This window comes from Actibacterium lipolyticum (assembly GCF_900184935.1).
GTDB classification, from domain to species: Bacteria; Pseudomonadota; Alphaproteobacteria; order Rhodobacterales; family Rhodobacteraceae; genus Actibacterium_A; species Actibacterium_A lipolyticum.
The window spans coordinates 154,455-181,438 of record NZ_FXYE01000002.1 but is presented as its reverse complement, the minus strand read 5'-3'; the positions used below and the strand labels follow the sequence as shown (position 1 = coordinate 181,438).

Below are 26,984 nucleotides of genomic sequence, written 5' to 3'. Positions count from 1 at the left end.
ACCTAATGGATCGTCGTTCTTTTTTGAGAACTTCTGCACTTGGCGGCACTGCTGCTGCTGCATCTACGCTGGCCGCGCCAGCATACGCACAAGGTAAGCGCACGCTGACCCTTGTTACCACGTGGGGCCGTGGCCTTGCTGGTGTTCACGATAGCGCACAGCGTTGCGCCGACAGCATCACAGCGATGACTGATGGCCAGCTGACAATCGACCTGAAAGCCGCTGGCGAACTGGTTGGCGCGTTCGAAGTATTCGACGCTGTGACCTCTGGTCAGGCTGATATGTACCACGGCGCAGACTACTACTTTGTTGGTCAGCACCCAGGCTACGCATTCTTCACATCCGTTCCGTTCGGCATGACCGCGCAGGAACTTGCGAACTGGTACTACCAAGACGGTGGCCACGAGCTGCACGACGAGCTGGGCCAAATCTTTGGTCTGAAATCCTTCCTGGCTGGTAACACCGGCGCACAGGCAGGCGGCTGGTTCAAGAAAGAGATCACTGGCCCAGAAGACTTCAACGGTCTGAAGTTCCGTATGCCAGGTCTTGGCGGTAAAGCACTGGGTAAACTGGGCGCTTCCGTACAGAACCTTCCAGGCGGCGAAGTGTACCAAGCACTTGCTTCCGGCGCGATTGACGGCACCGAGTGGATCGGCCCATGGGCTGACGAAAAAGCCGGTTTCCAGGAAATCACCAAGACATACTACACCGCTGGCTTCCACGAGCCGGGCGCAGGTCTGTCGCTGGCAACAAACCGCGAAGTCTTTGAATCGCTGAGCCCTGCGCATCAGAAAGTGATCGAGATTGCCTCGGGTGAAGCACACCAGCACAACCTGTCGCAGTTCTTGGCCAACAACGGTGCAGCCCTGCAGCGTCTTCAGGCTTCCGGCGTTAAGATTCTGGAATTCCCTGACAGCGTTTGGGATGCGTTCGGCAAAGCTTCTATGGAAGTGCACGCTGAAAACATGGGCGATGAGCTGTACAAGAAGATCTATGACAGCGCGATGACTTCGATGAAGTCCTCCTCTGCGTGGTTGAACAAATCTTCTGGCGCTTACACCGCACAGCGTGACCGTGTTCTGGGCTAAGCCCTGACATTTTAAATTTAGGTGCTCCCCGGTCCGGCTTTTGGGCCGGGGAGTTCCAGTTAAATGGCACGCGCACAAACGCGCGGAAGGACAGACGGGGGGACCGGCTTTGGAGTTGTCCGAAAAACAAGCAATCATGCGCATCGTCTACTACGGCGGCTCGGTGGAGTTTTTCACCGCCGTTTTTGTGGCGTTTCTGGCGCTGACCGCTGTTGGCATTTGGCGGCGTGAAATCATGTGGGGCGCGGTTCGCGTTCTAGAGGGGTTCGCCAACAGCGTTGGCCGCTTCTTTGCATGGGCCGGGCTGTTGATGGTGCTGCAGCAGATCGTGATCGTGTTCTTGCAGCGTATCTTCCGCGTTTCGGAAATCTCTTTCGGCCCGCTTGGCTATTCTTTCACCAAGGATCTGTCTTGGTGGTCTGAAGAGCTGAAACTGTACAACGCCATGATCGTTGCAATGTGCGCGACCTACACATTCGTGCAGGGCGGGCATGTGCGTGTCGATCTGATCTATTCCGCCGTTTCCCATCGCACGAAACGCATCATCGATATGGTTGGCTCGCTGATCTTCATGATGCCCGTTGCCGTGCTGACATGGATGTATGCGTGGTACTTCCTGTGGCGCCACTTGATTACGCCCAAACCTTCTGCTTCGGACACGCTGGATAAGCTGATGCTTAAGGCGCGGGCCGTGCGCTGGAACGTCGAAACCATCGGTTTCTCGCCCAACGGGTTCAACGGCTATTTCCTGTTCAAGGTACTGCTGCTGGCCTATTGCGGGCTGATTTTCCTACAGGCCATCGCGTTCTTCTATCGTTCGTTCCTAGAACTGATAGAGGGCGAAGAAAGCGCCGGGAAATACTTGGATAGAGACACCCTCGGTGAGGGTGAAGAAGCCTACGAAGGCACACACTAATAGGGGCAGGGCATATGCTATTTGGACTTGATGGCGTCGAGATCGGCCTGATCATCGTCTTTCTTTGCCTCTTCGGGGGCATTCTTTCCGGCTTTCCAGTGGCGTTCGCCATTGGTGGCGCGGGGGTTATTTCTTTCGCGATCATCGCAGGGTTGGACAGCGCCGGTTTGCTGATTCACCAAGCGGTGGATACTGGGTCTCAGGCCTATAACGCGCTGATTTCGCAGGGGTTGCATCCTGACAGTATAACCGCGTTCCGATACCCGGAATTGCCGCGGTATGAGACACCGGTTTTCCCACAGGGTTGGGAAACTGCGATGGACCGCAACATCAGCTTTGTCGTTAACCGTATGAACGAACGTGTTCTGGCCGGCCAGTCGATTGAAACGCTGCTGGCGGTTCTGATGTTCGTGCTGATGGGCATTACGCTTGAACGTTCCAAGATTGCGAACGACCTGCTGACGACTATGGCGCGCGTCTTTGGCCCGCTTCCCGGTGGTTTGGCTGTGTCTGTTGTTGTTGTGGGCGCGTTCCTTGCCGCATCGACAGGCATCGTTGGCGCGACTGTTGTGACCATGGGTCTGTTGTCGCTTCCGACCATGTTGAAGAACAAATACTCGCCTGAACTGGCGACGGGTGTGATTGCGGCGTCGGGCACGTTGGGGCAGATCATTCCGCCTTCGATCGTGATCGTTCTGCTGGGCACCTTGGCGGGGGATTTGTATTCGGCCGCACAGGAAAAGCGCGCGGTTATCGAAGGGTGTTCGGATGCGCTGACCTATCTGGGGCAGGCGGCTGTTGTGTCGGTTGGTACATTGTTCCAAGCGGCGATCCTTCCGGGGATCATGCTGGCGTTCATGTATGGCGCATATGCTTTTGGTTACGCGATGCTGAAGCCGCACAAGGCACCCCCAGTGGTGTTCGAAGGCGGCTCGGGCGAGGTTAGCACCAAGCGCGAAGCGCTGACTTGGTACCTGTTCGTTCCCGTCGGCCTGATCGCCGCCGCAGTCCTTGCCGGCATGGTCAATCTGGCTGGTAGCCAAGATGTGTCTGTCGACAGCTATACTGACATCTCTCAGGGGGCGGTGCTGCGCACAAACGTTTCCGAACAGTGTCAGGTTTCGATGATCGAACTGCACGGCCAAGAAAAATGGGATCTGGCCGTCGCTCAGCAAAAGGCAATCGACGATGCGGGCGGCGCGGTGGCAAGCACCAAGCGCACACCTGAAGAGATTGAAGCTGTGCGTGCAGAAAAGATCGCCGATGCGCCGCTGATTTCGACCGGTGTCTTGATTGGCTTCACACTGTTGGGTCTGGTTCTTTCCATGGCACGTGGCGCGCATCCAACGGCTGACGTTCGCCCATTGTTGATCGGTGGCGCGGGTATCGCACTGGCACTTATTGCCGATGCGGCGTTCATCTCTCCGATCACATCGCCGGGTCGCGGTTTCATGATCTTGTTGATCCCGCTGGCGATGGCCCTTTACGGGTGTCGCCATGCGACCGGCATGCTGAGCAAGAACGAGCTGTTGCGCGTTGTCTTCCCGCCGCTGGTGCTGATCGTGGCTGTGCTTGGATCGATCCTTGGTGGGATCACCAACCCAACCCCGGCAGCGGCGCTTGGCGCGGGTGGTGCGATCATGCTGGCGGCTTATCGCAAGCTGCGCGAAGAGGAGAAATCGGGCAAGCTGATCATCTGGTCCGCGCTGTCCATTCTGGTGATGATCCTTGCGGGCACCGACTTTGACCTGCGGGTCAGCCGTTCGGACGTGCCGTTCGAAGACTGGGTGGCCTTCTTCGTTGCGCAGGGCGCGTATCACTTTGCGCTGTTCGGTATCCTGTATGGTTGCTGGGTTCTGTTCCGGTCGGGCGTCTTGACGCCAATCGTGCGGGAAACAGCCAAGGTGACATCGATGGTGTTCACCATCCTGATCGGGTCGCAGCTGTTGAACCTTGTGGTCATCTCGTTCGGGGGGGAGGAGTATATCCAGCAATTCCTTGAAAGCTTTGACGACGAATTCACCGTGTTCCTGTTGGTGATGCTGGTGCTGTTCGTCCTTGGCTTTGTGCTGGACTTCCTAGAGATCATTTACATCGTGATCCCGATTGTGGGGCCTGTCATTTATGGCGGCGATTTTGATCCTAAGTGGGTAACGATCATGATTGCGGTGAACCTGCAAACCTCGTTCCTGACGCCGCCGTTTGGCTTTGCGCTGTTCTATCTGCGCGGGGTGGCACCTAAGGAAGTGACGACCGGGCATATCTATCGCGGGATCATTCCGTTTGTTCTGATCCAGGTGATTGGGCTTGCGATCCTGTGGTTCGTGCCGTCGATCGTGACAATCGTGCCGAACCTGTTGCCGAACTGATCCAAAGGAAAAGCCGCCCCCAAGGGGCGGCTTTATTCCATTAAGGTCATGGGCCCGCCATTGGCGGGCCCATTCCGTTTCGGCGCTAGGCCGCGATGTCAGAGTTGAATTAGCCCTTGGCGGGTCGGCTGTCGGGAAGGGTGATTCTGGCAACCTGTTCCGCGATCGGATCAACCGAAAGCGGGTGGGTTTCGCTGCGGTGATCCATGGGATCGCCGATGTCCTGCCAACGCCCACCCTTATAGATTTCCAATGCCGAGAAGTTGGCCTTGTACCCCATCTTTGGGCTGCCGGGGACCCAGTAGCCCAGATAGATATACGGCAGGCCTGCTTCGCGCGCGATTGCGATGTGATCCAAGATCACATGCGTGCCCAAGCTGGAATTTTGAAGGTCAGGGTCGTAGAAGGAATAAACCATCGACAGCCCATCTTCCAACACATCCGTCAGGCATACCGCAGAGAGATCCCGCTGGCGCCCGCCTTCGGGCGAGGGGCTGGTATATTCGATCACGCGAGAGCGCACGGGCGTTTCTTCGATCATCGCGGCGAATTCGAAGATATCCATGTCGGCCATGCCACCATCGGCGTGCCGGCTTTCCAGATAGCGGCGGAACAGGCGGTATTGTTCTTCGGTGGCCCAAGGCGACGTCGCTTGGCGCAGAAGCCCGGCATTGCGGCGCATTGTTTTACGCTGACTTCGGCTTGGCTCAAAATCATTTACCCGGATGCGGGCGGACATACAGGCGCTGCAATCCGCGCAAGAGGGGCGGTAAAGCACGTTCTGTGACCGGCGGAACCCTTGCTTTGACAGGCTGTTGTTCAGCTTGTCGGCAAATTCCCCCTGCAGCGCCGTGAATAGCTTCCGTTCCATGCGCCCTTCTAGGTAGGGGCACGGTTGCGGGGCCGTCACATAAAACTGGGGCGCAATGGGAAGCGTGTGGCGCATGAAGAGGTTGGTTTCCGTTTACGAGGAAACGCTAGCAAAGCATTCGACGCTCGCCAACCGCTTTTGTTCAGGTCGTGGCAGCACGGTTAACGGCCGCCGTGCCCAGCAGCAGGTCATGAAGCGCCTGACGACGTGGCCCCGTCAGGATCAGAATGATCGAGGCAACCTGCGGTATCAGGAACGAAAAGAACACAGAGTAGAGGAATGTGTGCATCACCGCCGTGCCCAAATCAAACCGTTGACCGGTGCGGGTGCGGAATTCGATTGCGACCAGTCGCATGCCCCAAGTCGCTGACTTTCCTGTCATGGTGATCGTGCGATAGGCAAAGCTGACGACTGCCGCCAAGAGGGGAAGGAAGAACAGCCCGGTAAACGCCGTGAACGGTACGATCACTGCGGTTAACAGTAGAATGACCAGCGTATCAACGATCCATGCGATCAGCCGCTTGAACGGCACATCGGCATAGAAATCTGCGTGAATGTCGGGGTCGGGTAACCCCCAAAGTGTGTCTGTCATATTCTTTATCTAGGGATTAGGTCGCATCAGGGGAAGGGCGCCCCGCGAAGGGCGCCCATTCTTGTCAGGCATCAATCGGATCGTTCGAAGTTGCCTCGCGGGCGGTGCGGGCGCGTTCGTCCATGAATTGGTCGAATTCCGATTTGTCTTTTGCTTCGCGCAGGCGCTTCAGGAAGGCCTCGAAGCTTTCTTGTTCGTCTTCCAACCGGCGCAGCATGTCCGCCTTATATGCGTCAAATGCGCTGTTGCCCGAAGACTTGAACCCGTGTGTCCGGGAGTGGGTGTGTTTGCTTTTGCTACAACCGCTGAACATTCGTTTGCTCCAGATCATGTATCCCAACAGGGCAAGGCCGACGGGCCAGAAGAAGATGAAACTTAGGACCATGGCCGCGATCCATGCGCCCTTACCGCGCTGATCGAGCCAGTTTTCGGCTTGTGACGGCCAAGTGGCGACGGAACTCATTTATTATCTCCTTGGTTAATGTGTATGTGAATGCCTTTCACATTACCAAGATCGGGATTGCAGGGACCTGTTGCAAGGGGTCATGTAAATGTTTTTTACATTTCTTATAATTATTTAATGAAATCAAATGGTTGCGCGCCGGTCAGTTCATTCATAACGCGCGGATCTATCGGGAAAACATGGCGTGGGGTCCCGGCGGCGGCCCAAACGGTGCCAAATTCCAGCAACCGTGGGTCGATAAATGCGCGGATCGGATTCAGGTGGCCAATCGGGGCCACACCGCCAATGGCGAACCCTGTTTGCGACCGTATAAGCGCGGCGTCGGCTTTCCCCAACGGCTCTGCCGCCAAAGCGGTGGCCTTTTCGGCGCAGACTTTGTTGCCGCCCGCGGTCAGGAACAAAATCGCGGTGCCAGAGTCTTCACCGCGAAAGATGATCGATTTGGCGATCTGGTCAATTTCGCAGGAAACGGCTGCAGCAGCCTCGGCGGCGGTGCGGGCTTGGCCAACCTCGCGGATTTCTGCGTCAATGCCGGCGGCATCTAGGGCGGCTTTCACACGCTTCAGGCTTTTGCTCATCTGACCCTCCGATTTTTGCGGGGACTATCGGTGGGGCGGTTGGGGCATGCAAGCCCCGTTGACCCCGCGCGCGCCGCACTGCATCACTTTGATATGAATTTCGCCAGCCGCATAACCCGCCACCCCATCGCCTTTGACCCTGAACGTGGGGAAGACGTGTCTGAAAGGTTCGCCGCGCAGCCTGCTGAGGTGCGCGCGCTTTTGGAAGGCACCGCCGGGTGCAGCCCGTTCCTGAAAGGCCTGATGGAGCGAGAGGCAGAGTGGTTGGAAAACGCCATCTCTGGCCCGCCCGAAACCGCGTTCCAAAGCATCCTAAGCGATGTCAAAGCGATGAGCTTGGATCAGCTAAAGCTTGGCCTAAGGCAGGCCAAACGGCGCGCGGCGTTGCTGATTGCGCTTTGCGATTTGGCGGGCGTTTGGGCGTTGGAAGAGGTCACCGGCAACCTGACCGACTTTGCCGACCTGTGCATCGATGTGTGCCTCAAGCGTCTTGTCGCGGCCGAAATCGGGCGGGGAAAGCTGCCCGGCGCGACAGAGGATGACATTGAAACCGCCGGGGGCATGGTCGCCCTGGCGATGGGCAAGCAGGGCGCGCACGAGCTGAACTATTCATCCGACATCGATCTGATCTGCCTGTTTGACCAAGACAGGTTTGCCCCGGATGATTACCACGATGCCCGCGCCAGTTTTATACGCGTCACCCGCCGGATGAGCGCGCTGTTGTCGGACATCACCGGCGACGGCTACGTGTTCCGCACGGATTTGCGGCTGCGCCCCGATGCATCGGTCACGCCTGTCTGCATGGCGATGGAAGCGGCAGAGCGGTATTACGAAAGTCTGGGGCGCACATGGGAACGCGCGGCGCATATCAAGGCGCGCCCCTGTGCCGGTGATCTGAATGCGGGGTGGGGCTATCTTGAACGGTTGCGCCCGTTCATCTGGCGCAAGCATCTTGATTTCGCGGCTATTCAGGATGCCCACGACATGCGCATCGCCATCCGGGAACACAAAGGGCTGCATGGCAAGCTGGCGTTGGAAGGGCACAACATGAAGCTTGGCCAAGGCGGCATTCGCGAGATTGAGTTTTTCACCCAGACCCGTCAGATCATCGCCGGGGGCCGTGATCCCGATCTTCGCGTGCGCGGCACAGTCGAAGGTTTGGCGCGGTTGGCGGAAAAAGGGTGGGTGGCCCCGGATGCCGCCGACGTGCTGAGCGGTCATTACAGGTTCCACCGCGAGGTCGAACACCGCCTGCAAATGGTGAACGACGCGCAAACACACAGCCTGCCGACCAACGATGACGGGTTCACCCGCATCGCCCGTTTCATGGGTTATGGCGACACGGGCGCATTGCGCGACGAACTGGTCGCGCGCCTGACAGAAGTGGCCGATCTGACCGAAGGGTTCTTTGCCCCGACCGCCCCGTCCGAAGGGCCGGTCGCCGCGCCGGACGGCGCTGATGAAATTATGGATCGCTGGCCCACATACCCCGCGCTACGCTCTGCCCGCGCGGTAGAGATCTTTTCGCGCCTGAAGCCCGAAATCCTAAGGCGGTTACAAAAAGCGGGCCGCCCCGAAGAAGCGCTTGCCGCGTTCGATGGGTTCCTTGCGGGGCTGCCGGCTGGGGTGCAGGTGTTTTCTTTGTTTAACGCCAACCCGCAACTAATTGACTTGATTATAGATATCGCTGCCACTGCGCCCGAACTGGCGCGGTATTTGTCGCGCAACGCCAGCGTCTTGGACGCGGTGATCGGTGGGACATTCTTTGAGGATTGGCCGGGCAAGGACACGCTAACAGCAAACCTGTCAGAGCAGTTGGAACAGGCGCAGGATTATGAACGGCAGCTTGATACCGCGCGCCGTTGGGCCAAGGAATGGCACTTTCGCATCGGGGTTCACCTTCTGCGCGGCTTGATCGACCCGGATGAGGCAAGCGCGCAATATGCCGACCTTGCGGGTGCGGTTGTGGCCGCAGTGTGGCCCGCAGTCGTCGCCAATTTTGCGCAAAAGCACGGGGTGCCACCGGGGAACGGTGCGGTTGTGCTTGGCATGGGGTCGCTTGGCGCGCAGCGGTTGAATGGGGGCTCCGATCTGGACCTGATCGTGATCTATGACGCGGGCGAGGTTGAAGGCTCGGACGGGCGGCGCCCGCTGCCGTCGCGCACCTATTACGCCCGGCTGACGCAGGCCTTGGTCACGGCCCTGACGGCCCCGATGGCCGAGGGCAAGCTCTATGAGGTCGACATGCGCCTGCGCCCGTCAGGCAATCAGGGGCCTGTCGCGACCTCGTTCCAGTCTTTCGTAGACTATCAGCGTAACAGCGCCTGGACGTGGGAACATCTGGCGCTGACTCGTGCGCGCGCGGTTGCTGGCGATGCGCAGCTTGGCGCGCGGGTTGAAGAATTCCGACAGCAACTGTTGCGCGAAAAGGCCGATGTGCAGACCGTGGTGGACGGCGTCATCGACATGCGCGCGCGGCTGGCCGATGCAAAGCCCGCGAAAGATGCGTGGGATGGTAAGCGTGGCCCCGGTCGTGGTCAGGATGTGGAGCTTGTCGCCTCAGCCGCGGCATTGATCGCGGGCAGTGCCGAGACGATGGTTCCCGCGCAGCTTGCCGTTGGGGTAGAAGCCAAGTGGCTGACGCAGGAACAGGCGCAGGGGCTGGAAGATGCCTATGCCTTGTTCCGCCGTGCACAGATCGCGGCAAAGCTGTTAAGCGATAAACCGATTGATCCGTCCGCATTGGGGGCGGGGGGCTGTGCCTTTTTCCTGCGCGCATGCGGCGCAAACAGTGCAGACGCGCTGGCGGAAATGCTGGAACAGGTGCAGTCTAAGACCGCAGCGCTGATTGACGCGGTGCTGACACGTAAAGGAACGGACGAATGACGCTGGACATTGCGGACCCAAAGGGGCTGATCCGGGAATCTTATCGGATCGAAGGCATTCAAATCGAAGAGTGCCGCTCTATTTTCTTGGATTGGGCGATGGCGGCAAAAGATCCGGTCGCGAAACAGATCGAATTCTTGTTGGCGACCTATGCCCAAGACGCGCCCGACCACCCGATGAGCACCGTCCTGCGCGAAGGGTTGGCCACGCCGCCCGTGCCAAAACGGCGCGGGGGGCGGCGCGGCCGGATGGACAGTTAGCCCGCCAACGCGGCTGCTTCGGCTGCTAGTTCGGTGATGGCGGCCCAGTCACCTTTTTCAACCAAGTCTGCGGGGGCAACCCACGACCCACCGACGCAAAGCGTGTTGGGCAGGCTTAGGTAGTCGCGGGCGTTGGCCAAGCTGACACCGCCGGTCGGGCAGAACCGGACCTGCGGAAGAGGAGAGCTGAGCGCGCCAAGCGCCTTAGCGCCGCCCGACGCCTCTGCGGGAAAGAATTTCTGAACGGTGTATCCGCGTTCCAGCAAACGCATGGTTTCGGTTGCGGTTGCGGCACCGGGCAGCAGTGGCAGGTCTGAACCTTCGCAGGCATCCAGAATGGTGTCCGTCGCACCGGGCGAAACACCGAACAATGCGCCCGCAACCTTGGCTTTTACCACGTCTGCCGGGGTCAACAGTGTTCCGGCCCCCACAACGCCGCCCTGAACCTTCGCCATTTCGCGGATCGCATCCAGCGCGGCAGGGGTGCGCAAGGTCACCTCAAGCGCGGGCAGGCCACCGGCGACAAGGGCCTCGGCCAATGGGCGCGCTTTGCTTGCGTCGTGGATCACCAGAACGGGAATAACCGGCGCAAGGCGGCAGATTTCTTCGGTTTGGATGCAGGCTTCGCTCGGGGTCATAATGGGTCCTCGGGTTTGTACTGTTAGCGCTCTCGTACATCAGATTTGCGCGCGGCGGTAGGGGGCAGTTCACGCAATCGCGACCAGTGTGGGTCAGGGATACCCGTATTGACCGATTGGCGCGCGAGGCGGATCATTCCAGCATTAAGTCGAAGGAATTTTTCCAATGAAACATATTGCGATTTTTTGCGACGGGACATGGAATAAGCCCGATAACAAACATCAGACCAATGTCTGGCACGTCAGTCAAATGATACCGTCCGAGCACCCCGATGGCACGCATCAGGTGGCGAAGTATTTCAAGGGCGTCGGCACGGGCGAGGGCGGAAACCGGCTGGGCCGGGCGATTGACCAATACGGTGGGGGCGCGTTTGGCTGGGGGCTTCAGCGCAAAATCGAAAAGGCGTACATCTGGCTGGCCGAGGTTTTTCAGCCCGGCGATCAGATCTATATCTTTGGCTTTTCGCGCGGCGCCTATACGGCGCGTTCGCTAAGCGGTTTGATCCGGGCCAGTGGCATCCCACCCAAGCGCAACTTTGCCCGCATCCCCGAAGCCTTCGCCCGGTATCGAAGCCGCGCAGAAGAGACCCACCCCCGCAGCGACGCCTCGGCCGCGTTTCGGGCTGAATTTTCGCCCGACGTTGTAACCGGGGAGGGTGAAAACGCGTGGCGGGCTGAAAATGGCAAAGCGGCGGGGCACGAACTAAAGATCGCCTATCTTGGCATCTGGGACACCGTCGGTGCCTTGGGCGTGCCAGGGTTCTTGGGCGCGATTGCGAAGCCGTTCAACGCCAAATACCTGTTTCACGACGCCCAGCTTTCCAGTTGGGTTCAGGCCGGGCGGCATGCCTTGGCAACGGACGAGGCGCGGCTGTTTTATCCGCCGACCCTGTGGGAAAACCTTGATACGCTGAACGCCAAAGCCAGCGGCAGACCCTATCGTCAGGAATGGTTTGCCGGTGATCACGGTATGGTCGGCGGAAGCGGGCGGGAACGTGGTCTTTCCAACTGTGCGTTGGCATGGGTCGCCGAAGGGGCGGTTGATGCCGGGCTTGCGTTTCATCCTGAAAAGCTGGCGGCGTTTCAGCGCGCGCAGAAATACTATGGCCCGCTGTCAAACCGCAGCGGCACCAGCATTTTGCGCAAACCGCGAAAGGTGAACGCGCATTGTCAGGTGGTGTCGGACGCAACGATGCACCGGCTGGCGTTCGGTGGGGATGACGGCAAGGTCTATGACCCGAAAACCCTGCGCCCGTTGCAAAGGCGGTTGGCAGCATTACTGCCAACCGAACAATCAACCCAGTTCGCTTAGGCCATTTTACCTTCGGCTGTGATGCGGGTTTTTCCGCCCAGCCAAGGGTGCAGGGCCGCGGGCAGGGTGACAGAGCCGTCTTCCTGCTGGCCGTTTTCCAGAACCGCAATCAGGCAGCGCCCAACCGCAAGGCCAGAGCCGTTCAGCGTGTGGACAAATTCGGGCTTGCCGCCAGCCGCGGGTTTAAACCGTGCGTTCATGCGGCGGGCCTGAAAATCCCCGCAGGTCGAGATGGAGCTGATTTCGCGGTAGGTATCCTGACCGGGCAGCCACACTTCGATGTCATGGGTGCGACGCGCGCCAAAGCCCATGTCGCCGGTGCACAGAACGACGGTGCGATAGGGTAGCTCCAGCTTTTCCAAGATCGCCTCGGCGCAGCGGGTCATGCGGGCGTGCTCTTCCTCGGAGTTATCGGGGTGCGTGACCGATACCATTTCGACCTTTTCGAACTGGTGCTGGCGCAACATGCCAGCCGTATCGCGCCCCGCGCTGCCGGCTTCGGAACGGAAGCATTGCGTATGCGCGGTATAGCGGCGCGGCAGATAGCTTTCGTCGATGGTCGCGCCGTTGACGATGTTGGTCAGCGTCACCTCGGCCGTGGGGATCAGCCACCAGCCGTCAGTGGTTTTATAGCTGTCTTCGCCAAACTTCGGCAGCTGGCCGGTGCCATACATCATCTCTTCGCGCACCAGCACGGGTGTGATGGCTTCGGTCAGGCCGTGTTCTTCGGTGTGGGTGTCCAGCATGAACTGCGCCAACGCACGATGTAGCCGCGCAACCGCGCCCGACAGCACCACAAAACGAGAGCCGGAAAGCTTGGCCGCCGTTTCAAAATCCATGCCGTCTTGAACGGCGGGCAGGTCGTAATGCTCTTTGGGCTTGAACGCCAATTCGCGGGGTGTGCCCCAACGGCGGATTTCGACGTTGTCATTTTCGTCAGCCCCTTCGGGCGTGTCGTCATAGGGCAGGTTGGGCAGGCGCATCAGCAGATCGGTCAGGCGGGCGTCTTCTGCCTTTGCCTCATCGTTCAGGCGGGCGACTTCGGCCTTTTTGTCGGCGACAAGGCCACGCAGGCGCTGAAACTCTTCCTCGTCCCCACGCCCCTTGGCGGCGCCAACTTCTTTGGAGGCTTTGTTTTGTTCCGCCTGCGCGGTTTCGGCAGCCAGAATTTTGGCCCGGCGCGCCTCGTCAATTGCCAAGATCTCGGACGACATCGCATCAGCCCCGAGACGAGAGAGAGCCGCGTCAAAAGCGGCGGGGTTCTCACGGATGGTTTTGATGTCGTGCATGGGAGTGTTCCTTGGTTGAACGAATTACCCCGCACATATGCCCCAAGAACACGACCATTTGAACCGCGAAAACGCAGGCCTATTGGGTCTTGGATATCTCTTCTGCAATTGTCCCGCTGGGAACGGCCGCGATGGAACGCAGCGGAGCCTCATTTCCCGCGCTGGCATTGACCACAGCAACCACGCGCCATTCGCCATCCACAAACGCCAAAACCGGCGCACCGGAGTTGCCCGAAACGACACGGCAATCTGTGCCAATGATCCCATCACGTTCCAGGGTCAGATTGCAGTAAGGATGGCCGCTTAGCACGGTTGGCTTGTTGCGGCTGAACCCGATAATGCGGAAGGGTGATTTGACGTCGCTAAGGGGGATGATGCGCAGTGGTTTGGCGACCTCTGCGGGCACTGGGGTTGCCAGTTGAATAAGCGCGATGTCCTGCGCGCTGGCCTTGGTGAAGGGGCCAAAGACCATCAGATACACCTCTGCCGCGCGGCTGTGGAAGGCGGGTTCGCCATTCAGCCAGCCAGCGGTGAAATGAACGTTTTCGGGCAACATGGTCTGACCGGTCTTATTGGCCGCAACGCAGTGGGCGGCAGTCAAAACAAATTCCGGGGTAACCAACGTGCCGCTGCAAACTGATTCAGTATCAGCCGCCCCGCGCGTCACACGGCCAATGGCGGGCCAGTCGTCTTGTTCCCATCCGGAAAGGGGATGGGGCGCGCGCGCTGGGTCTGACAGGGCGGCAGACGGCATCAGGGTCAGCACAAATACGGCAAGCAGTTTTACAAATGGAACGTACATTCTGGCCACTTCAATGATTGACGGGCGTCGAGGCTGAACCCATATGGCTTAAAAGTGTGCATTAATGAACTGGGAATTCCCAGAGTTTTGCGTCACCTTGCCAAGGCACCGGGCCACAGATAGTGTGCGCGCCATTCCTAAAGGGGCGGGAAACCGCCAAAAACAAACGGGGACATATATATGTTTGCTACGCCTGCTTACGCTCAGGCCGCTGGGGGCCCAGGTGGCGCCTTTACCAGCTTCGTGCCACTAATTCTGATCTTTGCGATCATGTATTTCCTGCTGATCCGTCCTCAGCAGAAAAAGATGAAAGAGCATAAGGCGATGGTTGATGCGCTGCGTCGCGGCGACCAGATCGTGACCCAAGGCGGCCTGATCGGTAAGGTCACCAAGGTAAAAGACGACAACGAAGTTGAAGTCGAAATCGCCAGCGGTGTGAACGTACGTATCGTGCGCCACACAATTGCACAGGTCATGAATAAGACCGAACCGGCCACCAAAGACTGAGCTGACATTAAATGCTGAACATTCCTCTCTGGAAACGCGTCTTTATTGCCGCGATTTGTGCGTTGGGTTTGGCCTATGCCATGCCCAACCTTTTTTATTCGCGGGTCGAAGGCCACAACGATGCCGTCAAGGCGATCGAAGCAGGCATGACCACACCAGAGAGGGAGTTGGCACAAGGGGCTTGGCCAAGCTGGCTGCCCTCGACAATTGTGAACCTTGGCCTTGACCTGCGCGGTGGTGCGCATCTGTTGGCCGAGGTTCATCTAGAAGACGTTCACGCAACCCGCGTGGATGGCATGTGGACAGAGGTTCGTGACGCATTGCGTGATGAGCGCGCAACCGTCGGCACAATCCGCCGTCAACCGTCCGCACCAGATGAACTGCGTGTTCGTATTTCACAGCCCGAAGGCATCGACGCTGCCGTGACGGCCGTGCGCGCGCTGGCCCGGCCCATCGTGTCGCTGACCGGTGTTGGGTCGAACGACATCGAAGTCCGCGCGGAAAACGCCGAAGTTGTGGTGACCCTGTCCGAGGCAGAGAAACAAGCCACGAACGACCGCACCATCCAACAGTCGCTTGAAATCATTCGCCGCCGTGTGGATGAGGTGGGCACACGCGAACCCACGATCCAACGCCAAGGCGCGGATCGTATCCTTATTCAGGTGCCCGGCATCGGTTCTGCTGCAGAGCTGAAAGAGCTGATCGGTACCACCGCTCGTCTGACATTCCACCCGGTTGTCAGCCGCACCGACAACGGCAATCAGTCCCCCGGTGCGCGCAACGTGATCTACCCCTCGCTGGACGAAGAGGGGGTTTTCTATGTTCTTGAACAAACCGCAGTTGTCAGTGGCGAAGACCTGACCGATGCGCAGCCCGCGTTCGACCAGAACGGTCAGCCGGTCGTGACCTTCCGCTTTAATGCGACCGGGGCGCGCAAGTTTGGCGATTACACCGTTGATAACGTCGGGTCGCCTTTTGCCATCGTTCTGGACGAAGAGGTCGTTTCGGCCCCGCGTATCAACGAACCGATCCGTGGTGGTTCGGGCCAGATTTCGGGCAACTTCACCCTCGAAGAATCTACTCAGCTTGCGATCCTTCTGCGTGCTGGTGCGCTTCCGGCGGAACTGACGTTCCTGGAAGAACGCACAATCGGCCCAGAACTGGGTGCAGACAGCGTGCAGGCCGGTAAGGTTGCCAGCCTTGTGGCTTTTGCCGGCGTGCTGGTCTTTATGGCGCTAAGCTATGGCTGGTTCGGGATCATCGCCAATATGGCGCTGCTGCTGAACGTTGGCCTGATCTTTGGTATCCTGTCGGCCATCGGTGCGACGCTGACCTTGCCCGGTATCGGGGGGATCGTGCTGACCATCGGTATGGCGGTGGACGCCAACGTGCTGATCTTTGAACGTATCCGCGAAGAGCTGAAATCGGCCAAAGGCCCGGCACGCGCGATCGAGCTTGGCTATGAAAAAGCGCTTAGCGCGATCATTGACGCCAACATCACCACGCTGATCACTGCGGTTATCTTGTTCATGCTTGGCTCTGGCCCGGTGCGCGGTTTCGCCGTGACGCTTGGCGTGGGCATCATCACATCCGTCTTTACGGCCATCTTCGTTACCCGCCTGATCATCGTGATCTGGATGGAACGTCGCCGCCCCAAGACCATCACGGTTTAACGAGGAAGACTCATGAGACTTAAACTTGTCCCCTCCGAAACCAACTGGGATTTCTTCCGTCGCTCGCGCATGACTTTTGGCGCGTCGATTGCGGCGGTGGTTCTTTCCATCGTGGTGTTCTTCGCGTTCGGCCTGAACTTCGGTATCGATTTCCGTGGCGGTACGACCATCCGTACGGAAAGCTCGCAGCCACTTGATGTGGGTGTTTACCGTCAGGCATTGGCCCCGCTGAACCTTGGTGATGTGTCCATCACTGAAGTGTTCGATCCAAGCTTTGGCGAAGATCGCCATGTCGCGCAGGTGCGCATTCAGGCCCAGGGCGATCAGGAAAGCATCACCGTTGAAACGATCGCACAAGTCGAAGCCGCGCTAACGGCAGTTGACAGTGCTATCACCTTCCCATCGGTCGAAAGCGTTGGCCCGAAGGTGTCGGGCGAGCTGGTGAAAACCGCTGTGATGGCGGTGCTTTTGGCGATCAGCGCGGTGCTTGTTTACATCTGGCTGCGGTTCGAATGGCAGTTTGCCTTGGGCGCTGTTGCGGCGTTGGTGCATGACGTCACCATCACAATCGGTCTGTTCGCGGCGTTTCAGATCAAGTTCGATCTGGCCATCATCGCCGCGCTTTTGACCATCGTGGGCTATTCGTTGAACGATACCGTGGTGGTCTTTGACCGCGTGCGTGAAAACCTGCGTCGCTTCAAAAAGCTGGAGCTGAAAGAGGTTTTGAACCTGTCCATCAATGAAACGCTTAGCCGGACTGTGATGACCTCGGTCACCACGCTGTTGGCACTGATTGCGCTGATCGTGCTGGGCGGCGATGTGATCCGCGGGTTCGTCTTTGCGATGATCCTTGGCGTTGTCATCGGGACCTATTCGTCGGTCTTCGTGGCCTCAAACATCCTGCTGTTCCTTGGCGTGAAACGCGACTGGTCCAAGCAAGACAACGATGCCGGAACCCAGTTCGGCAACATTGATGCCTGATACTTTTCAGATCATGCCCCACACTTTGGGGCGTGGTCTGGTTCGGTGATTCCTGTTTGTCCGAGGAGCCGCAGATGCGAATGAACGAAATCGAATTTTCCGGCGCGCGCCCGATTGATGGCTATGGCCCCGGCTTTTTCCGGATCGGCGGGCAGGTCCATGCCGGTGCCTTGTTGGTTTCGGACAGCGGCGTTTCGACTTGGGGCGGGCTGGATGATGCTGACGCGCTGTTGGCGCTGGCCGGGCAGGTTGACGTTGTTTTCATCGGGACTGGTGCAGATATTGCCCACATCCCAGCCGTTCTGCGCGATCAGTTGGAAGAGGCCGGTCTGGGCGTTGAAACCATGTCCAGCCCCTCTGCCGCGCGTACCTACAATGTGCTGCTAAGCGAGGGGCGGCGCATCGCCGCCGCGCTGTTGCCGGTTGAAGGCTAAGTGCGACGGTTCGTGGCGGTTGGGGATTCCCGCTTTGCCAACACATTCCAATAATATATGCGAATGAGGTATGGACCTTAGCGTCACCAATTTATCTTGCGCGCGCGGCGGTTTGCCGGTGCTGGAAGGGGTCAGCTTTACGCTTTCCCCTGGCAAGGCGCTGTTGTTGCGCGGCCCGAACGGGATTGGCAAAACCACGTTGCTGCGCACGCTGGCCGGGTTGCAGCCCGCGCTTGATGGCACGGTGTCGGTCCCGGCTGAAAGCATCGCCTATGCCGCCCATGCCGATGGGCTGAAGGCGACGCTTACCGTCACAGAAAACCTGCGGTTCTGGGCGCGGGTGTTTGGCACCGACGGCGTTCAAAACGCGCTTGATGCGTTTAACCTGAATGATCTGGCTGACCGCATGGCTCAGAACCTGTCCGCCGGGCAAAAACGCCGCCTTGGCTTGGCGCGGCTGCTGGTCACCGGGCGCCCGATCTGGGTGCTGGATGAGCCGACAGTCTCGCTTGATGTGGCGTCGGTGGCGTTGTTTGGCGATGCGGTAAAGGCCCATTTGGCAGGTGGCGGCATGGCGCTGATCGCCACGCATATCGACCTTGGCTTTGATGCCGAGGTTCTGGATGTGACACAGTTCAAAGCCGCCCCGCAGCGCCTTGATGATTTTGACGAGGCGTTTGCATGATCGCCTTGTTCACCCGTGATTTGGCATTGGCGATCCGTGCGGGCGGCGGGTTTGGCCTTGGCCTTGCGTTTTTTCTGATCGTGACGGTTCTGGTGCCGTTCGGGGTAGGGCCGGAAAGCGGCATCCTTTCCACCATCGCGCCGGGCATCTTGTGGATCGGCGCGCTGTTGTCCTGCCTGCTGTCGCTTGACCGGATCTTCGCGCTGGACTTCGAGGATGGGTCGCTGGACCTGCTGGCCACTGCGCCGATCCCGTTGGAAGGGGTGGTGTTGATGAAGGCCGCCGCGCATTGGGTTGCGACCGTGTTGCCGCTGGTGCTGGTTTCGCCGGTGCTGGGGCTGCTGCTTAATCTGGAGCCGGCTGGGTACAGTTGGCTTGTGATCAGCCTTGCGCTTGGCACGCCCGCGCTGTCGATGATCGGCACGTTTGGCGCGGCGTTAACCGTGGGGCTGAAACGCGGGGGGCTGTTGCTTTCGCTGCTGGTCTTGCCGCTTTATGTGCCCACGTTGATCTTCGGCGCCGAAACCGTAAAGCGGGGCGCCGATGGTTTGGCAACTGGAACACCAACATTGATGTTGGCGGGCATCACCCTTGGCACGCTGGCCCTGCTGCCATTCGCCGCCGCCGCCGCAATCCGCGTCAACTTGCGCTAGGGAAATCACGCGCTATTCAATTGAGAACCGCGCATTAAGGACCTAAGACACCGATATGGCATCGATCTGGCAATACGCAAACCCGCAGAAATTCATGCAGTCCACCACTGCCGTACTTCCGTATTTGGCCGTGCTGACGGTGGCCGCATTGGCGACGGGCCTGATTTGGGGCTTCTTCTTTACGCCTGATGACTACAAGCAGGGTTCGACGGTCAAGATCATCTATCTGCATGTGCCCGCCGCCCTGATGGCGATCAACGCGTGGTTCATGATGCTTGTCGCCTCGCTTATCTGGTTCGTGCGCCGCCATCATGTATCGGCCCTTGCGGCAAAAGCGGCGGCACCTATCGGCATGACAATGACCCTGATCGCGCTGATCACCGGCGCGCTGTGGGGGCAACCGATGTGGGGAACCTATTGGGCGTGGGACCCGCGTCTGACGACGTTCCTGATCCTGTTCCTGTTCTACCTTGGTTACATCGCGCTTTGGGCCGCGATCGAAAGCCCGGACATCGCCGCCGATCTGACATCGGTGCTGTGCATGGTGGGGTCGGTCTTTGCGCTGCTCAGCCGGTATGCCGTGAACTTCTGGAATCAGGGCCTGCATCAGGGGGCCTCACTTTCTTTGGATAAAGAAGAGAACGTGGCCGATGTGTTTTACCTGCCGCTGCTGGTCTGCATCGCTGGGTTCGTTCTGTTGTTCATAACGCTGGTCTTGTTGCGCACGCGGACGGAAATTCGTGCCCGCCGCCTTCAGGCCCTTATCGCGCGGGAGCGGATGGCATGATGCCTGATCTTGGTAAATACGCGGGCGCTGTGCTGTCGTCCTATGGGCTAAGCCTGATCGCCCTTGCGCTGCTGGTCGGGCTTAGTCTGTTAAAAAGCGCGTCGGTTCGCAAACAGCTGGATGCAGCAGAAAAACGGCGGGAAAAGCATGGCTAAGCGTAAAATCAATATTCTGATGATCCTGCCGCCGCTGCTGTTTCTTGGGCTTGCGGCGCTGTTCTTTGTGGGCATGTGGCGCGATGATCCGGATGGGTTGCCATCGACGCGGGTTGGGCAAGCTGCGCCAGCATTGACCGTGACTCAGTTGGGCGAGGGCGCGCCGTTTGATAACGCCGCCTTGAATGCGCCGGGCGTGAAGCTTGTGAATTTCTGGGCCAGTTGGTGCGCGCCATGCCGGGCCGAACATGCCAGTCTTGAAACCATGCAGAACGAAGGCGTGGTCATCTATGGCATCAACTATAAGGATGAACCGGCGAACGCGCTTGGCTTCTTGGAAGAGCTTGGGAACCCCTATGCCGCGATTGCGGCCGACGGGGAAGGGCGCACCGCGCTGGAGTGGGGCGTCTATGGCGTGCCGGAAACATATGTGATCGACGGGAACGGCAAAATCGTGCTGCGGTTCGCTGGTCCGATCACGCAACAGATATTGAACAACCGGATTAGACCGGCCATCGAAAGCGCGCGCTAGCCGCCTACAACTGCCATCAGCAGAATATAGATCGCAAACGCAATTGCTTCGAACGCTGGCATCGACAGCGTGAATTTTGGAATAACACCCACCATAGGTCGATCTATATCTGACTATTTTAGTAATGTTGATGGCTATTTTTAATATGTGCCTAATATTTATGTACTTTTCCGCCTTCCGTTGCGTAAGCTTTTTCAGCAGGGAGCATTGATTGCCGCCTTGGTCGCAGGCCCGGCCGGGATCAATTAGAAAGCTTTAGAAATTCGGTCAGGTCAGGGTGGTTGGGAAACCGGTTCAAACCGTCACGTGCTTCGCGCCGGGCCTCTTCGCGGCGGCCAGACAGTTGCAGCGCCCAGACATATTCGATCAGGTGTCGTGGATCATCGGGGGCCAGTTGCCGTGCCTTCGATGCCAGCGGAAGCGCGCGGCGACCTTGGTCCAAAAAGTTATAGGCGCGCGCCCCGAAGAATAGCGCGTCAAGGTTGTCTGGATCTCGCAGAATGGCCTGTTCGCAGTCCTTCGCCGCCTCTGCGAATTTTTCTTGGTCCTGCCGAACAACACAACGCGATAGCCACGCCTGCCAATGGTCATCGGTCTTAAGTACGCGGGTATAAAGCTTTTCCGCCTTTGCGGGCTGTCCCAGCTCCCGATACGTCCACGCAAGCATTCGCATGTGGCGTGGGTCGGGAAATGCGTCGATTGCTTTGGTGAGGTCAGCGACGCTTAAACGCATTTGACCCAGCTCTCGCTGCGCGATGCCGCGATTGGCATACGCTTCGCCGCGGTCTTCATCACTTCGTTCGCCGGATGTCAGGTAATCGGTGCACGCGGCTTTTGCTGCCGTCGGATTGCTGTTTGGGTTCAGGGTAAAGCAGGGGTGGGCCGTTTCACAAAGCGCTGCGTTTGGAAGGAAAAGCAGGGCGATGGCCAGAAACTTGCGCATATTATTCTTTCGATGTCGGGTTCGGAAAATGCTCCACCCAGACAGTAAAACGGCCCCTTGCGAAAACAAGGGGCCGTTTCTGTGTCTTTAGCTGTCAGCCGTCAGATTACGACTTGGCAAGGTCGCGCAGCACATAGTGCAGAACGCCGCCATGTTCGACGTATTCTTTTTCGATCGCTGTATCGATACGGCACTTCAGCGAGATTTTCTTTTCGCTGCCGTCGGCGAAGGTGATGGTGCAAGGCACCTCGGAAAGCGGTTTTAGGTCGCCTTCCAGACCTTCGATCGAAACAGTTTCGTCACCCGTCAGGCCCAGCGATTTGCGTGTGTCGCCGCCGGTGAATTCGAACGGGATAACGCCCATGCCAACCAAGTTGGAGCGGTGGATACGTTCGAACGATTCCGCAACCACGGCCTTAACGCCCAACAGTGCAGTCCCTTTCGCAGCCCAGTCACGGGACGAACCTGCGCCGTACTGTTCGCCACCGAAGATAACCAGCGGAGTGCCAGCATCCTGATACGCCATCGCCGCGTCGAAGATCGACGTTTGCGCGCCATCTGGGCCTTTGGTGTAACCACCTTCAACGCCGTCCAGCATTTCGTTCTTGATACGGATGTTGGCAAAGGTGCCGCGCATCATGACTTCGTGGTTACCACGGCGCGACCCGTAAGAGTTAAATTCGCGCACAGGCACCTGACGTTCGATCAGGTACTGACCAGCAGGTGTCGATTCTTTGAACGAACCCGCAGGGCTGATGTGGTCGGTTGTGATCATGTCACCCAACAGGGCCAGTACTTTGGCGCCTTTGATGTCATTGATAACGCCCGGCTCTTTGCTCATCCCCTGGAAGTAAGGAGGGTTCTGAACATAGGTCGACGCAGCAGGCCAGTCGTATGTCTGGCTGTCGGTCGTTTCCACGCCCTGCCACTTTTCGTCGCCTTTGAACACATCGGCGTATTTCGAAAGGAAGGCTTCGCGGGTCACGGTTTCGTGGACCAGATCTGCGATTTCCTTGTTCGTGGGCCAGATGTCTTTCAGGTAAACGTCGTTACCGTCTTTATCTTGGGCGATTGGATCGGTCGCAAGGTTGATATCCAGCGTACCAGCCAGTGCGTAAGCCACAACCAGTGGGGGCGAAGCAAGGTAGTTCGCGCGAACATCAGGGCTGATGCGGCCTTCGAAGTTCCGGTTGCCGGACAGAACGGATGTTGCCACCAGATCGCCTTCGGCGATTGCTTCGGACAGCTCTTTCTGGATCGGACCAGAGTTACCGATACAGGTCGTGCAGCCGTAACCAACAAGGTTGAAGCCGATTTTGTCCAGATCTTCCTGAAGGCCAGCGGCCTCAAGATAAGCAGACACAACCTGCGAACCCGGAGCGAGCGAGGTTTTCACCCAAGGCTTACGATCCAGACCAAGTGCGGCGGCTTTGCGTGCTACAAGGCCCGCGCCGATCATCACGTATGGGTTGGAAGTGTTGGTGCAGGACGTGATCGAGGCGATCACAACCTTGCCGCTTTCCATGGTGTAGTCTTCGCCAGCGACAGGAACTTCTTTGCCCATTGGGCGCTTGAAGGTTTCTTCCATTTCTTTGTGGAAGGCTGTCTTGGCTTCGGTCAGCGCAACGTAATCCTGTGGGCGTTTCGGGCCAGAGATGGCCGGAACGATTGTGCCCATGTCCAACGTCAGTGTGTCGGTATAGATCGGTGCGTAATCCGCATCGCGCCAGAAACCGTTTTCCTTGGCGTATGCTTCGACCAGTGCGATCCGGTCTTTGTCACGGCCAGTGTTGTCCAGGTAACGGATGGTTTCGGCATCGATTGGGAAGAAGCCACATGTCGCGCCGTATTCTGGGGCCATGTTTGCAATCGTTGCACGGTCTGCCAGCGGCAGGTGGTCAAGGCCTTCGCCATAGAATTCGACGAATTTGCCAACCACGCCTTTGGCGCGCAGCATTTCAACAACCTTCAGAACGAGGTCGGTACCAGTGGTGCCTTCCATCATTTCGCCGGTCAGCTCAAAACCGATAACTTCTGGGATCAGCATAGAGATGGGCTGACCCAGCATCGCGGCCTCGGCCTCGATGCCGCCAACGCCCCAACCCAGAACAGCAGCGCCGTTCACCATGGTTGTGTGGCTGTCTGTACCAACAAGCGTATCAGGGTAGGCGACGTTTTCGCCGTTCTGGTCAACGTCTGTCCAAACGGTTTGGGCCAGATATTCCAAGTTCACCTGGTGACAGATGCCGGTGCCGGGCGGAACAACGCGGAAGTTGTTGAATGCCTTCTGGCCCCATTTCAGGAATGTGTAACGCTCTAGGTTGCGTTCGTATTCGCGGTCTACGTTCATCTGGAACGCGCGCGGGTTGCCGAATTCGTCGATCATGACCGAGTGGTCGATAACCAGATCAACAGGGTTCAGCGGGTTAATCTTTTGTGCGTCGCCGCCAAGGGCAACGATACCGTCGCGCATGGCTGCAAGGTCAACCACGGCCGGAACGCCGGTGAAATCCTGCATCAGAACGCGGGCAGGGCGGTACGCGATTTCGCGCGGGTTCTTACCGCCTTTTACGGCCCATTCTGCAAAGGCTTTGATGTCGTCAACGGAAACGGTCTTTCCGTCTTCGAAGCGCAGCATGTTCTCTAGAACAACTTTCAGCGCAGCAGGCAATTTCGAAAAATCGCCAAGACCGGCTTCTTCAGCGGCCTTAATCGAGTAATAGGCGACGCTTTGGTCACCCACGCTCAATGTTTTGCGGGTTTTGGAGGTGTCGTGTCCGACGGTGATGGTCATGGTCTGGCTCCCTCAGGTGATACGGAGGATCTGGATTGCCCTGCTCTTGCCCCATTGCGACGCGACGATCAAGGGGGTGTCTCCAATTAATGTATACCAATGTACACCAAATTGACGCAGTTGCAGTTAGGCCGCCTTACGAAACACTCTCAAAACGTTGATTGGCACGTGTGCAGTTCGTGCAATAGGAAGGGGTGGGATGACGAATAAAAAGGGTAAATTCCGAATGGGTCGCATGTTTTGCGTGATCGCTTCTTTGTTTCTTGCCTGCGCCGGTCCGGTGATGGCGGGGGGCACATCGCCGGTGGTGGTCGAACTTTTTACATCACAAGGGTGTTCGTCTTGCCCACCAGCGGATGAAATGCTGCGCAAGCTGGTAAAGCGCAAAGATGTCATCCCACTGGCGCTTCATGTGGATTATTGGGATTACATCGGTTGGAAAGACAAATTCGCCGACCCCGCCTTCACCGAACGCCAACGTTCTTACGCCCGGGTTGCAGGTAAGCGTTCGATCTATACCCCCCAAATGGTTATCGGCGGGGTGGAACATGTGGTCGGCACGCGGCCCATGGAATTGGCCGAATACATTCAATCCCACAGCGGCAAGGTTTCGCCCGTCACCATCGCGTTAGAGCGGCAGGGCAGCAAAGTTTTGGTTCGCGCGCAAAGTGACAAAGTCTTTCGCCGAGATCTGATTTTGCAAATCGTCCGCTATTCGCCAGAACAAAGCGTCAGCATCAAACGCGGTGAAAACGCCGGCCGCACGATCAGTTACGTGAATATCGTAACAGCATGGCAGCCGGTTGCCCGCTGGGATGGCAAAAAGCCGTTGGCCGTTAAGGTGGATGCGTCCGGTTCTGACCCGCTGGTCGCTATCTTGCAGGAGCAAGGCCCCGGCGCGATCCTGGCTGCCGCACAACTGCGCTAATTACTTTTCAGCTTTGGCCGCGGCGCGTGCGCGTTTCGCGGCCAGTTTAGCCTGCTTTTCGGGCTTCCAGCGACGGTGAATCCAGAACCATTGCGCCATGTGTTTGCGCGTCAGCGACTCTAGGCTGTCATTCAGGGCTTGGGTCATTGTCGCCGCGTCTGTGTGGGCGATGGGCGCTTCAACAACCAATTCAAAGTTCAAGCCATCAGGCTGGCGCACGCCATAGATCGGCACCAAAAGTGCGTCGTATTTCAGGGCAAGCTCGGCGGCGGAAAGTGCGGTCGGGGCGGGTTGGCCGAAAAAGTCTAAAATCTCGCCGTGGGCCATGAACTGATCAACCACGATGCCGACCATTCCACCGCCTTTGATAAACCGAAGCATCTGGGCATAGCCCTTGCGCCCGCGTGGGAAAATGGGCTGCCCAATTGCGCCAATCGCATTTTCATAGTGTTCATTGAAGAACACGTTTTTCATCGGGTTATAAAGCCCGCCAACGGAATACCCCCGCGCAATCAGCGCTCCACGCGGTGCGTCGTAGTTGCCGAAATGGCCCGTTACCAGAATGACCGGGCGCTTGTCTGCATTGGCTTGTTCCAACGCGGCCGCGCCATCGCCGGTCAGCGGCAGGTCTTTGACCCGGTCGATGAACTGCTGCCCGGAATAGATCTCGATCACCGTGCGGCCGACGTTATCAGGCACCTCGCGCATCAGGCGGCGGATTTCGTCTTCGGGCAGGTCGGGCAACACATGCGCCAGATTCGCGCGAATCCGGTCGTCGTATCCGGCGATCGGGGCAATCACACGCGACATGATCCAACCCATCATCCGCACCCGCGTGGCATAGGGCAACGCAAGCGCAAGGCGGATCAGGCCGCGCAGAATGCGGTTGCTAAGCCAGTCGCCAAATCGGTTTGCTGGTTTGGATGCCTTTGCCATGAACGCCCTGTGTGCCTATTCAACCGCCGCGCGGGTTTCGCGGTGCCACACATAAATCCCGGCTACGACGATAACAAGCGCACCGAAGATTGTTGGCCCGTCGGGGATCTCGTCAAAGAACAACATGCCCCAGACCGTCGCAAAGATAAGTCCGGCATAGCTGAACGGCGCCACCTGACTTGCCTCGGCCCGCATCAGCGCACCAATCATCAGCATTTGGCCGGCGGTCCCGATGCAACCAATCAACAGCATCAGCCCCCATGCTGTGGCATCTGGTTGTACCCAGAAAAACGGAACCACAATGGTCAGGATGACCGATCCGACAAGGCCGGTGAACAACATAGAGGTCCAGACGCTTTCGCTTCGACCGACGAAACGGGTGGCGATGGCATATCCTGAAATGCACAAGGCCGCGCAGAAGGGCAAAATCGCATAGGGCGAAAACACATCCGTGCCCGGGCGGATGATGATCAACGCGCCGATCAGGGCGACGCCAACCCCAATTGCGCGGCGAAGCCCAAACCGTTCGCCCAGAAAAACAGCGGCCCCCAAGGTGATCAGGACGGGGTTCAGATCCATCACGGCTGTTGCCTCGGCCAAGCCGATGCGGGCGATCCCGAAAAAGAAAAAGGTCGTCGCGGCCAGCAACAGGCAAGAGCGCAGAAATTGCAGCCCCAGATATTGGGTGCGCAGCGTCGGCCCGATCCGGCGTGCGACGATTGCCATGACCAACAGGGTTTGGCCAAGATACCGCGCCCACAGCACCTGAACCGTATCCACGCGGGTGGACAAAGCCTTGGCCGTTGCATCCATCAACGAGAAACACAGGATCGCGAACAGCATCATCAAAATGCCCTGCGATGCCGGGTTAAGAGCGCGAAAACGATTCATGTCAGGAAATGGAGGGGTGTA

General features: G+C 58.3%; 27 protein-coding genes. 16 read left to right on the top strand and 11 right to left on the bottom strand.

What is annotated here, in order from left to right:
- Nucleotides 1-5 precede the first annotated feature (5 nt).
- From COL8621_RS09545 to COL8621_RS09535, 3 genes are read left to right on the top strand one after another with little or no spacing between them, the layout of a single operon-like run.
- Nucleotides 6-1,088 carry a TRAP transporter substrate-binding protein gene (locus COL8621_RS09545; RefSeq protein WP_093967155.1) on the top strand — a complete coding sequence of 361 codons (1,083 nt, stop codon included), beginning with the start codon at nt 6-8 and terminating at the stop codon, nt 1,086-1,088.
- Nucleotides 1,089-1,128: 40 nt separating this feature from the next.
- Nucleotides 1,129-2,004, top strand: a complete 876-nt coding sequence (locus tag COL8621_RS09540) for a TRAP transporter small permease subunit (RefSeq protein ID WP_370804593.1) — start codon at nt 1,129-1,131, stop codon at nt 2,002-2,004.
- 14 nt (nt 2,005-2,018) lie between these two features.
- Nucleotides 2,019-4,373 carry a TRAP transporter large permease gene (locus COL8621_RS09535; RefSeq protein WP_093967154.1) on the top strand — a complete coding sequence of 785 codons (2,355 nt, stop codon included), beginning with the start codon at nt 2,019-2,021 and terminating at the stop codon, nt 4,371-4,373.
- A gap of 109 nt (nt 4,374-4,482) precedes the next feature.
- Here the strand turns inward: COL8621_RS09535 and COL8621_RS09530 are convergent, their stop codons facing one another.
- From COL8621_RS09530 to COL8621_RS09515, 4 genes are all read right to left on the bottom strand, one after another.
- A complete protein-coding gene (locus COL8621_RS09530; protein WP_093967153.1) occupies nt 4,483-5,319 on the bottom strand; it encodes an arginyltransferase in 837 nt (278 codons plus the stop codon).
- 67 nt (nt 5,320-5,386) lie between these two features.
- Nucleotides 5,387-5,836, bottom strand: a complete 450-nt coding sequence (locus COL8621_RS09525; protein WP_093967152.1) for an RDD family protein — start codon at nt 5,834-5,836, stop codon at nt 5,387-5,389.
- Nucleotides 5,837-5,900: 64 nt separating this feature from the next.
- Nucleotides 5,901-6,299, bottom strand: coding sequence for a DUF2852 domain-containing protein (locus COL8621_RS09520; protein WP_093967151.1), 399 nt, complete (start codon nt 6,297-6,299; stop codon nt 5,901-5,903).
- A 110-nt stretch (nt 6,300-6,409) separates the two neighbouring features.
- A complete protein-coding gene (locus COL8621_RS09515; protein WP_093967150.1) occupies nt 6,410-6,877 on the bottom strand; it encodes a YbaK/EbsC family protein in 468 nt (155 codons plus the stop codon).
- Between the two features lie 93 nt (nt 6,878-6,970).
- On the opposite strand from COL8621_RS09515, the gene glnE reads away from it, so the two are divergent.
- Together glnE and COL8621_RS09505 are read left to right on the top strand one after the other, a co-directional pair.
- Complete coding sequence (gene glnE / locus COL8621_RS09510) at nt 6,971-9,763, top strand: bifunctional [glutamate--ammonia ligase]-adenylyl-L-tyrosine phosphorylase/[glutamate--ammonia-ligase] adenylyltransferase (RefSeq protein ID WP_093968500.1); 2,793 nt, start codon at nt 6,971-6,973, stop codon at nt 9,761-9,763.
- Nucleotides 9,760-10,023, top strand: coding sequence for a hypothetical protein (locus COL8621_RS09505; protein ID WP_093967149.1), 264 nt, complete (start codon nt 9,760-9,762; stop codon nt 10,021-10,023). Before glnE ends, COL8621_RS09505 begins: the two co-directional genes overlap by 4 nt.
- On the opposite strand, the gene eda is transcribed toward COL8621_RS09505, so the two are convergent.
- Nucleotides 10,020-10,661, bottom strand: a complete 642-nt coding sequence (eda, locus tag COL8621_RS09500) for a bifunctional 4-hydroxy-2-oxoglutarate aldolase/2-dehydro-3-deoxy-phosphogluconate aldolase (RefSeq protein WP_093967148.1) — start codon at nt 10,659-10,661, stop codon at nt 10,020-10,022. The genes COL8621_RS09505 and eda overlap by 4 nt on opposite strands.
- Nucleotides 10,662-10,827: 166 nt before the next feature.
- Between eda and COL8621_RS09495 the strand changes: the two genes are divergently transcribed.
- Complete coding sequence (locus tag COL8621_RS09495) at nt 10,828-11,973, top strand: T6SS phospholipase effector Tle1-like catalytic domain-containing protein (RefSeq protein ID WP_093967147.1); 1,146 nt, start codon at nt 10,828-10,830, stop codon at nt 11,971-11,973.
- Here COL8621_RS09495 and serS read toward each other — a convergent pair.
- Nucleotides 11,970-13,262: a serine--tRNA ligase gene (gene serS / locus COL8621_RS09490; protein WP_093967146.1), complete on the bottom strand. Its 1,293-nt coding sequence runs from the start codon at nt 13,260-13,262 to the stop codon at nt 11,970-11,972. The two genes, COL8621_RS09495 and serS, sit on opposite strands and share 4 nt — an antisense overlap.
- Nucleotides 13,263-13,341: 79 nt before the next feature.
- Complete coding sequence (locus tag COL8621_RS09485) at nt 13,342-14,064, bottom strand: trypsin-like serine peptidase (protein ID WP_093967145.1); 723 nt, start codon at nt 14,062-14,064, stop codon at nt 13,342-13,344.
- Nucleotides 14,065-14,244: 180 nt separating this feature from the next.
- On the opposite strand from COL8621_RS09485, the gene yajC reads away from it, so the two are divergent.
- The 9 genes from yajC to COL8621_RS09440 all read left to right on the top strand — a co-directional run bounded on the left by yajC (nt 14,245) and on the right by COL8621_RS09440 (nt 20,471).
- Entirely contained in the window at nt 14,245-14,571 is a 327-nt protein-coding gene (gene yajC, locus COL8621_RS09480) for a preprotein translocase subunit YajC (protein WP_093967144.1), read from the top strand.
- 11 nt (nt 14,572-14,582) lie between these two features.
- Complete coding sequence (secD, locus tag COL8621_RS09475; protein WP_093967143.1) at nt 14,583-16,244, top strand: protein translocase subunit SecD; 1,662 nt, start codon at nt 14,583-14,585, stop codon at nt 16,242-16,244.
- A 12-nt stretch (nt 16,245-16,256) separates the two neighbouring features.
- Nucleotides 16,257-17,225, top strand: a complete 969-nt coding sequence (gene secF / locus COL8621_RS09470; protein ID WP_093967142.1) for a protein translocase subunit SecF — start codon at nt 16,257-16,259, stop codon at nt 17,223-17,225.
- Nucleotides 17,226-17,299: 74 nt separating this feature from the next.
- Nucleotides 17,300-17,659 (top strand): Mth938-like domain-containing protein, encoded by a 360-nt coding sequence (locus tag COL8621_RS09465; protein WP_093968499.1) that lies wholly within the window; start codon nt 17,300-17,302, stop codon nt 17,657-17,659.
- A 70-nt stretch (nt 17,660-17,729) separates the two neighbouring features.
- Entirely contained in the window at nt 17,730-18,344 is a 615-nt protein-coding gene (ccmA, locus tag COL8621_RS09460; protein ID WP_093967141.1) for a heme ABC exporter ATP-binding protein CcmA, read from the top strand.
- A complete protein-coding gene (gene ccmB / locus COL8621_RS09455) occupies nt 18,341-18,997 on the top strand; it encodes a heme exporter protein CcmB (protein WP_093967140.1) in 657 nt (218 codons plus the stop codon). The genes ccmA and ccmB overlap by 4 nt, the downstream gene beginning before the upstream one ends.
- A 55-nt stretch (nt 18,998-19,052) precedes the next feature.
- A complete protein-coding gene (locus tag COL8621_RS09450; protein WP_093967139.1) occupies nt 19,053-19,784 on the top strand; it encodes a heme ABC transporter permease in 732 nt (243 codons plus the stop codon).
- A complete protein-coding gene (gene ccmD, locus COL8621_RS09445) occupies nt 19,781-19,939 on the top strand; it encodes a heme exporter protein CcmD (RefSeq protein ID WP_093967138.1) in 159 nt (52 codons plus the stop codon). Before COL8621_RS09450 ends, ccmD begins: the two co-directional genes overlap by 4 nt.
- Nucleotides 19,940-19,958: 19 nt before the next feature.
- Nucleotides 19,959-20,471, top strand: a complete 513-nt coding sequence (locus COL8621_RS09440) for a DsbE family thiol:disulfide interchange protein (protein WP_176438526.1) — start codon at nt 19,959-19,961, stop codon at nt 20,469-20,471.
- 241 nt (nt 20,472-20,712) lie between these two features.
- Here the strand turns inward: COL8621_RS09440 and COL8621_RS09435 are convergent, their stop codons facing one another.
- On the bottom strand, nt 20,713-21,414 hold the full coding sequence (locus COL8621_RS09435; protein ID WP_093967136.1) for a tetratricopeptide repeat protein: 702 nt from the start codon (nt 21,412-21,414) through the stop codon (nt 20,713-20,715).
- Nucleotides 21,415-21,520: 106 nt separating this feature from the next.
- Nucleotides 21,521-24,208 carry an aconitate hydratase AcnA gene (gene acnA / locus COL8621_RS09430; RefSeq protein WP_093967135.1) on the bottom strand — a complete coding sequence of 896 codons (2,688 nt, stop codon included), beginning with the start codon at nt 24,206-24,208 and terminating at the stop codon, nt 21,521-21,523.
- Nucleotides 24,209-24,407: 199 nt separating this feature from the next.
- Between acnA and COL8621_RS09425 the strand changes: the two genes are divergently transcribed.
- Nucleotides 24,408-25,136 (top strand): DUF1223 domain-containing protein, encoded by a 729-nt coding sequence (locus COL8621_RS09425; protein ID WP_235823824.1) that lies wholly within the window; start codon nt 24,408-24,410, stop codon nt 25,134-25,136.
- Here COL8621_RS09425 and COL8621_RS09420 read toward each other — a convergent pair whose 3' ends face one another.
- Both COL8621_RS09420 and COL8621_RS09415 read right to left on the bottom strand, forming a co-directional pair.
- Nucleotides 25,137-26,072, bottom strand: a complete 936-nt coding sequence (locus tag COL8621_RS09420) for a lysophospholipid acyltransferase family protein (protein WP_093967133.1) — start codon at nt 26,070-26,072, stop codon at nt 25,137-25,139.
- A gap of 15 nt (nt 26,073-26,087) precedes the next feature.
- Complete coding sequence (locus COL8621_RS09415) at nt 26,088-26,918, bottom strand: DMT family transporter (RefSeq protein ID WP_235823823.1); 831 nt, start codon at nt 26,916-26,918, stop codon at nt 26,088-26,090.
- Nucleotides 26,919-26,984: the final 66 nt, after the last annotated feature.